The organism is Enterobacter cloacae complex sp. P12RS (assembly GCF_014895875.1).
GTDB lineage: Bacteria > Pseudomonadota > Gammaproteobacteria > Enterobacterales > Enterobacteriaceae > Enterobacter > Enterobacter bugandensis.
In genome coordinates this window covers 1-6,685 of record NZ_JADBQO010000011.1, presented here as the reverse complement: position 1 = coordinate 6,685, position 6,685 = coordinate 1, and the positions used below count along the sequence as shown (strand labels likewise).

The following is a 6,685-nucleotide window of genomic DNA, read 5'->3' as shown; positions in this document are numbered from 1 at the left end:
ATACGGTATTTTGTAATTGATAATGGCCTGATATTAACCATTATCTACTCAGTAAATAATGGTTAATAAAAATATAAATATCTATTATGGTTAATGCCTATCTGAGAAAGCGGCAGTAAAAATATTTTTCTGCCAGGCCATAACGCTATTGTCGTTTTTAGGGTTTTCTCCCTCTCCCTGTGGGAGAGGGCCGGGGTGAGGGCACCAGCGCGCAGAGGACCCAATCACTCCCCAAGCGTCGCCACCATCACCGCCTTAATCGTATGCATCCGGTTTTCCGCCTGGTCGAACACGATGCTCGCCGCCGACTCAAACACCTCGTCCGTCACTTCCATCCCGCCGTGCAGGTCGAACTCCTTCGCCATCTGCTTGCCGAGCGTGGTCTGGTCGTCATGGAACGCGGGCAGACAGTGCAGGAACTTCACGTTCGGGTTGCCGGTCAGCGCCATCATCTGCGCGTTCACCTGATACCCCCGCAGCAGCGCAATCCGCTCCGCCCACTTCTCTTTGGCTTCGCCCATCGACACCCAGACGTCGGTATAGATAAAGTCCGTGCCCTTCACGCCCGCCGCCACGTCTTCCGTCAGGGTGATTTTGCCGCCGTGCTTCTCCGCCAGCGCGCTGCACTCCGCCACCAGGCTCTCTTCCGGCCAGCAGGCTTTCGGGGCCACCAGGCGCAGATCCAGCCCGGTCAGCGCCGCCGCTTCCAGCATCGAGTTGCCCATGTTGTTGCGCGCGTCGCCCGCGTAGACCAGCGTCATCTCGTTAAACGCCTTGCCCGGCAGGTGCTCCTGCATGGTTAGCAGGTCCGCCAGCAGCTGGGTCGGGTGGAACTCGTTGGTCAGCCCGTTCCACACCGGCACGCCCGCATACTGCGCCAGCGTTTCGACGACTTCCTGGCCGTGACCGCGATACTGAATGCCGTCGTACATCCGCCCGAGAACGCGCGCGGTGTCCTTAATTGATTCTTTATGCCCAATCTGGCTGCCGCTCGGCCCTAAATAGGTGACGCGTGCGCCCTGGTCAAATGCGGCAACTTCGAAAGAGCAACGTGTACGGGTCGAGTCTTTTTCGAAGATGAGCGCGATGTTTTTACCGGTAAGCTTCTGTACTTCCTTGCCCTTTTTCTTATCGGCTTTGAGCTGTGCGGCAAGGGTCAGCAGAGAAGTGAACTGTGCAGGGGTAAAGTCGAGCAATTTCAGAAAGTGTTTCTTGTACAGACCAGACATTTTATCCTCACATGGCGAACGCCACTTATTGAATTAAAATTCACTTTATATGTGTAATTATTCATTTGCAACCCCGTTTCACAAATCTTTCCAACAAAGGTGGAGGCAAACCCGTCCGTGTGTGAAAATAGAAGTATCTGCCGCACTTTAAAGAGGATTGAGCCATGGCAAACCCGGAATTACTGGAAGAGCAACGCGAAGAGACGCGTCTGATTATTGAAGAGCTGCTGGAAGACGGTAGCGATCCGGACGCGCTGTACACCATCGAGCACCATTTCTCTGCGGATGATTTCGACGCGCTGGAAAAAATGGCGGTGGAAGCTTTCAAGCTGGGTTACGAAGTGACCGAGCCGGAAGAGCTGGAAGTGGAAGAGGGCGACACCGTCATTTGCTGCGACATCCTGAGCGAAGGCGCGCTGAAGGCGGAGCTGATCGACGCGCAGGTAGAACAGCTGATGAACCTGGCCGAGAAGTTTGAAGTGGAGTACGACGGCTGGGGAACCTACTTCGAAGATCCAAACGGTGAAGACGGCGAAGAAGGCGACGACGAAGATTACGTCGACGAAGACGACGACGGCGTGCGTCACTAAGTGATTCAGGCGGTGGCGCGCGCCACCGCTTTTTTCAAGGCAGAACCATGGATTACCCGCAAATACTTGCCCCCGTACTCAACTTCCTCCAGTGCCCGACCCCGCAAGCATGGATTGATAAAGCCCAAGACCCGGCGAACCTGCCGCTGCTGCTCACCGACCATATGGTATGCGAGCTCAAGGCCGCTCAGACCGCGCTGCTGCTGGTGCGCAAATACGTCGCCGACGAAAGCGGTGCCGACGCGCTGCTCGACTGGCTCAAACCCTACGAACAGTTCACCTTTCGCGACGGCCCGGAGCCGGACTTCATCGCCCTGCACAGGCAGATTGGCAAAAGCGTAATGCCCAAAACCGACGACCCGTGGGGCCAGGCGCTCATCGACAGCATGGTGCTGCTGATTAAAGAGGAGCTGCACCACTTCTGGCAGGTGCGCGAGGCGATGCTGGCCCGCGACATTCCGTACGTCAAAATCACCGCCAGCCGCTACGCCAAAGGGATGCTGAAGGAAGTGCGCACTCACGAACCGCTGACGCTGATCGACAAGCTCATCTGCGGCGCCTACATCGAAGCCCGCTCCTGCGAACGCTTCGCCGCGCTGGCCCCGTTCCTCGACGATGACCTGCAGAAGTTCTATCTCTCGCTGCTGCGCTCGGAAGCGCGACACTATCAGGACTATCTGACGCTGGCCCAGCAGGTAAGCGACGACGATATCTCACCGCGCATACAGCATTTTGGCGAAATTGAAGCCACACTTATCTCGACACCGGACCACGAGTTTCGCTTCCACAGCGGCGTGCCGGTGTAAACCGGCATAACGCAAGGATAAGGATGCGAGATGAAAAAAACGTGGATCAGTACGGTCATTGTTGTTGTCGCGGCTGCCGCCGTGGCGTTCTGGGTCTTCTTCGACAGGCAGCGCGCTCCGGAAGCGCAAATTGATACCGCCCTTAACGCGATGCCCGCCTGGCAGGTGATCAAGGAGCAGGAGCCTGTGCTGCATCAGCGCATCCTCGACCAGATGGCCGCCCTGCAAAAGGCCGGCGAGCCGGAGCAGCACATTATCGACACCATCCAGCCGCAGATCCTGCATTTGCAGATGACGCGCCTGCAAAACGCCCCGGACGCCAACGTGGTGAACTACATGACCATCAACATGGAGCAGACCGCCGCCATCCAGAAGGTGAGCGACGACGCCTGCTTCCGCTTCCTCTACCCGATGGTGAAGGGCGGCATCAACCCGATGCGCATGCTGGATAAAGACCTGATGGCGCGGCGCATGCAGGCCGACGCCGACATGATGCGCGCGGCCTACGGCAAAAACCGCCACACCGTGACCCCGGCCGAGCGCGAGGCTGCCGTCGAGGATGTGCGGCCGATTATGAAGGCACTTGCCGATAAGTACGGCGAGGACATCCAGCTGTTGCAGATGCCGGAGAAGGCGGCGGGCAAAGAGAAGCTCTCCTGCGATATGGTGCAGGATATGTGGGCGAAGGTGCTGGCGCTGCCGGAGCAGAAGGCGGCAGGGGTGATTCGTCTGGCGGTGTCTGAGCTGGAGTGAAGGGGCGCTGGTTTTTTGGGCACTTAGAGTGGGTTTCGCGCGTCGTCGCTTGCATGGCGGCGCGCGACAGGTATAATCCACAACGTTTCCGCATCCCCTTCAGTGCCGAAGTGGCGAAATCGGTAGACGCAGTTGATTCAAAATCAACCGTAGAAATACGTGCCGGTTCGAGTCCGGCCTTCGGCACCAAGTGATGCAATAATTAGCTACCTAAGGGTGGCTTTTTTTGTGTCCATTTACGTCCAAATTCGTCCATATCCGTCTGTAATTCAAAGGTAATTTATTTTTCGTCAATAACCATATTTGTTTTGTGGTCTTTCCGTGTTGGTCATTTTTCATCCATTGACATCCACACGATTTGGGGGCCAAATTGGGGGCTTAGACGTAGTTCGATAATAGTGAGGCCCCCAAATGGCACTAACAGATCGCGCTATAGTCCACGCCAAGCCTTGTGGCAAGCCGTATAAGCTCAGTGACTCGCATGGACTTTACCTGCTGGTTAACCCTAACGGTTCAAAACGCTGGTACATCAAGTACCGCTTTGTAAACAAAGAGAAAAAGCTCGCTTTAGGCCCTTATCCGCTTTTGACGCTTGCACAGGCAAGACGCATGCGTGAAGAGGCCCGATTACTGCTGATTTCCGGCATCGATCCGAGCGCACACCGAAAGGCTGAACGCCTTGCTATAACACCGGAACACACGTTTGAGTCTGTGGCTCGCGAATGGGTCACCAGTAACGTGAACTGGTCGGCGGAACATAAGAAGCGGGTGCTGCGTTACTTCGAGCTTTATGTGTTCCCTACAAACGGTCATTGCGACATCACCAAAATGAAGGTTAAAGACCTGCTGGTACCCATCAAAGAGGTGGAGAAAGCGGGCAAACTGGATGTTGCTTCCCGGCTTCAGCAGCGCACTGCCTGCGTGATGCGCTACGCCGTCCAGAACGGCATTATCGATCATAACCCCGCATCAGATTTAACCGGGGCGGTCTCTACGCCCAAAGTACGTCACCACCCGGCGTTGGATCTGAATCTTATCCCTGATTTCCTGGAAAGAATCGACGATTACAAAGGCCGTCAACTGACTCAACTGGCGGTAAAGCTGGCGCTGCTGCTGTTTATCCGCTCCAGCGAGCTGCGCTTTGCCCGTTGGGATGAAATTGACCTGCGTAACGCCATGTGGACCATTCCCGCCGAGCGTGAGCAGATCCCCGGCGTTAAATATTCAGCGCGTGGGGCGAAGATGCACTCCCCACACCTGGTTCCATTGTCGCGTCAGGCCATCGAACTGCTGCACGAGGTGCGGCAGCATTGCAGACCGGGAACTGAGCTGGTGTTCCCCGGCGATCACAATTACCGCAAACCGATGAGCGAAAACACCATCAACAAAGCGCTGCGGGTGATGGGCTACGACACCCAGAAAGACGTCTGCGGCCACGGTTTTCGCACTATGGCCTGTAGCGCGCTGGTGGAGTCAGGCCTGTGGTCAAGCGACGCGGTAGAGCGCCAGATGAGCCATCAGGAGCGTAAGCGCGTGCGGGCGGCGTATATCCATAAGGCGCAGCATCTCGAAGAGCGCCAGGAGATGATGCAGTGGTGGGCCGATTATCTGGATGCAAACCGGTTCAGGCATGTTGTGCCGTATGGCTTCAAAAAGTCGCCGGGAGGCGCACTCGACCATATGAGTTTCCAGGAGCGCAATGACCGGCAGCTAGAAGAGCTGAAAGCCAGAATACTGGCCGACTCGGAATGGCTGACAGCGTCTGAGTTATCGGCAAAAGCGGGTTTTCGTTCCGCCGATCCTGATGCTGGCCCGAAAGGCTGGAAAGCGGCCGGGAAGATATTCTCGCTGAAGGTCGACGGGGAGGATTTGTATCCGGATTATGTTCTGGATGAGAAAGCGCGGCCTCTCAAGGTTGTCAGGTTGATACTCTCGCTGTTCAAGGAACGCAAAACACCGTGGGGGCTGGCTATCTGGTTCGGTTCGGCAAACCGCAGGTTGAGAGGTGGGAAGCCGAAAGATTTGCTGATTTCAAAGTCAGAGTTGGTACTGATGGCGGCGCAGGATGAGGTGGAGTTAGGGGTGTAGGGGGAATGTTGGTATTTGCCCTTTCTTGGGCAGGGTTGTTTATGATGGGAACAAAGTACCCTAGCATTTGTATAGCCTAAAAATATTGGCTATGGCTTAGTCCTCCTATGAGTGGTTAAATTTGACCATCCGCTATGCGCGAGGAGCAAACTCTGGCTTTGAAGGATACCTGAACAAGGTTTTTGAGACTCTCTAAAACTAATGGTTCGGTTAAGCGGGATGCGTATAATGTGAACAAAGACTGGTTCGTCGGGAATTACTGTTCGCGAAAGTTGCATGGATTTTTTAGTAAGTTACCACCACGAATTGGAAAACTGATACTGAAAAAAATCTAAAGTGGTGGCGAGTTTTAGTTGACTACTACAAACACAGATGAAGGAGTTGTATTTTGGACGAAGAAACATCCCCAAAGGTTTTTAGCTGGGCGCGATTAACTTTATCTTTCCTTATTTTTTGCTATATCATGACTTATTCACTGTTTTCTCTAAAATACCTGTTTATGTCATGGGCGGACGACTTTAGTTATCTTACTGTTCTTTTATCGTTATCTAATGAATTCATTGCCGTAACGGAAATTAAGCTTGCTCTTTTTACCATTTCAGGAGCTCTGCTTGGTGGGGCTATCTTAGGAATCACGTCACTGCATAAATATGCAGCCGTAGAGAAAACACTTGATATTGACCACCTCTGGGGGTATCTCATGGCTCCTGTTCTTTCGATTATCATCGGTGTACTAATTTTTTGTTTGCTTTACAGTGGGATAATGGTGCTAAGTGGTGGTGCTAGCCCAACTGTTGGGCAAACCAGCGTTAAAATTGGATACATGTCACTAGGTGCTATATGTGCATTTAACTGGGAGGTGTTTGTTATTAAGCTCCAGAAACTTTCCCGACATGTATCAGATGCATAGGAAAGCGGACGTGATCTCAATCTATCGATAGAAATCGAAGCCATCTTTCTTGCGAGATATTAGTATCGTTCTGATATTGAAACGATACAGCTCTTTGCGCGACAGGTGGCTCCTCATAATGCGTTACAAATAGTAAGCATCCTTGCAAATGAACCACTCACTTATTATGTTTTTTAGAAAATCATGCAAGCTCATAATTGTAATTAACTTCCTGACAGTAAAAACATTAACCTAGTATAAAACGAGATTTAGGTATTACATTCTATAATCTCAAATCAGCTAGGCCTAAAGTATAACAAAGACTAATTG

Annotated in this window: 6 protein-coding genes, 1 tRNA gene and 1 pseudogene; 6 read left to right on the top strand and 2 right to left on the bottom strand. The window is 53.0% G+C overall.

The window, feature by feature from the left end:
• Positions 1-224: 224 nt before the first annotated feature.
• Both argF and IM284_RS23340 read right to left on the bottom strand, forming a co-directional pair.
• The gene (gene argF, locus IM284_RS09255) at positions 225-1,229 is read right to left on the bottom strand and encodes an ornithine carbamoyltransferase (RefSeq protein ID WP_047367016.1); all 1,005 of its coding nucleotides are present in this window, start codon (positions 1,227-1,229) and stop codon (positions 225-227) included.
• On the bottom strand, positions 1,199-1,294 hold the full coding sequence (locus tag IM284_RS23340) for a hypothetical protein (protein WP_214539770.1): 96 nt from the start codon (positions 1,292-1,294) through the stop codon (positions 1,199-1,201). Before IM284_RS23340 ends, argF begins: the two co-directional genes overlap by 31 nt.
• Positions 1,295-1,393: 99 nt before the next feature.
• Here IM284_RS23340 and rraB point away from each other — a divergent pair, with 99 nt between their 5' ends.
• The 6 genes and pseudogenes from rraB (at position 1,394) to IM284_RS09225 (ending at position 6,376) form a co-directional block, all read left to right on the top strand.
• Positions 1,394-1,819 carry a ribonuclease E inhibitor RraB gene (gene rraB, locus IM284_RS09250; RefSeq protein WP_003862940.1) on the top strand — a complete coding sequence of 142 codons (426 nt, stop codon included), beginning with the start codon at positions 1,394-1,396 and terminating at the stop codon, positions 1,817-1,819.
• 47 nt (positions 1,820-1,866) lie between these two features.
• Positions 1,867-2,625, top strand: a complete 759-nt coding sequence (gene miaE / locus IM284_RS09245) for a tRNA isopentenyl-2-thiomethyl-A-37 hydroxylase MiaE (protein ID WP_047367017.1) — start codon at positions 1,867-1,869, stop codon at positions 2,623-2,625.
• Between the two features lie 30 nt (positions 2,626-2,655).
• On the top strand, positions 2,656-3,378 hold the full coding sequence (locus IM284_RS09240; protein WP_047367018.1) for a hypothetical protein: 723 nt from the start codon (positions 2,656-2,658) through the stop codon (positions 3,376-3,378).
• A 104-nt stretch (positions 3,379-3,482) separates the two neighbouring features.
• Positions 3,483-3,567 (top strand) — tRNA-Leu (locus IM284_RS09235).
• A gap of 222 nt (positions 3,568-3,789) precedes the next feature.
• Positions 3,790-5,034 (top strand): annotated as a pseudogene (locus tag IM284_RS09230) (tyrosine-type recombinase/integrase); the annotation flags it as partial.
• Positions 5,035-5,854: 820 nt separating this feature from the next.
• On the top strand, positions 5,855-6,376 hold the full coding sequence (locus IM284_RS09225) for a hypothetical protein (protein WP_047367019.1): 522 nt from the start codon (positions 5,855-5,857) through the stop codon (positions 6,374-6,376).
• The last annotated feature ends 309 nt before the right edge of the window (positions 6,377-6,685 follow it).

Bases quoted from the DNA above. Each gene is read 5' to 3' on its own strand.
- argF (WP_047367016.1), bottom strand. From the start codon at position 1,229: ATGTCTGGTCTGTACAAGAAACACTTTCTGAAATTGCTCGACTTTACC.
- IM284_RS23340 (WP_214539770.1), bottom strand. From the start codon at position 1,294: ATGAATAATTACACATATAAAGTGAATTTTAATTCAATAAGTGGCGTT.
- rraB (WP_003862940.1), top strand. From the start codon at position 1,394: ATGGCAAACCCGGAATTACTGGAAGAGCAACGCGAAGAGACGCGTCTG.
- miaE (WP_047367017.1), top strand. From the start codon at position 1,867: ATGGATTACCCGCAAATACTTGCCCCCGTACTCAACTTCCTCCAGTGC.
- IM284_RS09240 (WP_047367018.1), top strand. From the start codon at position 2,656: ATGAAAAAAACGTGGATCAGTACGGTCATTGTTGTTGTCGCGGCTGCC.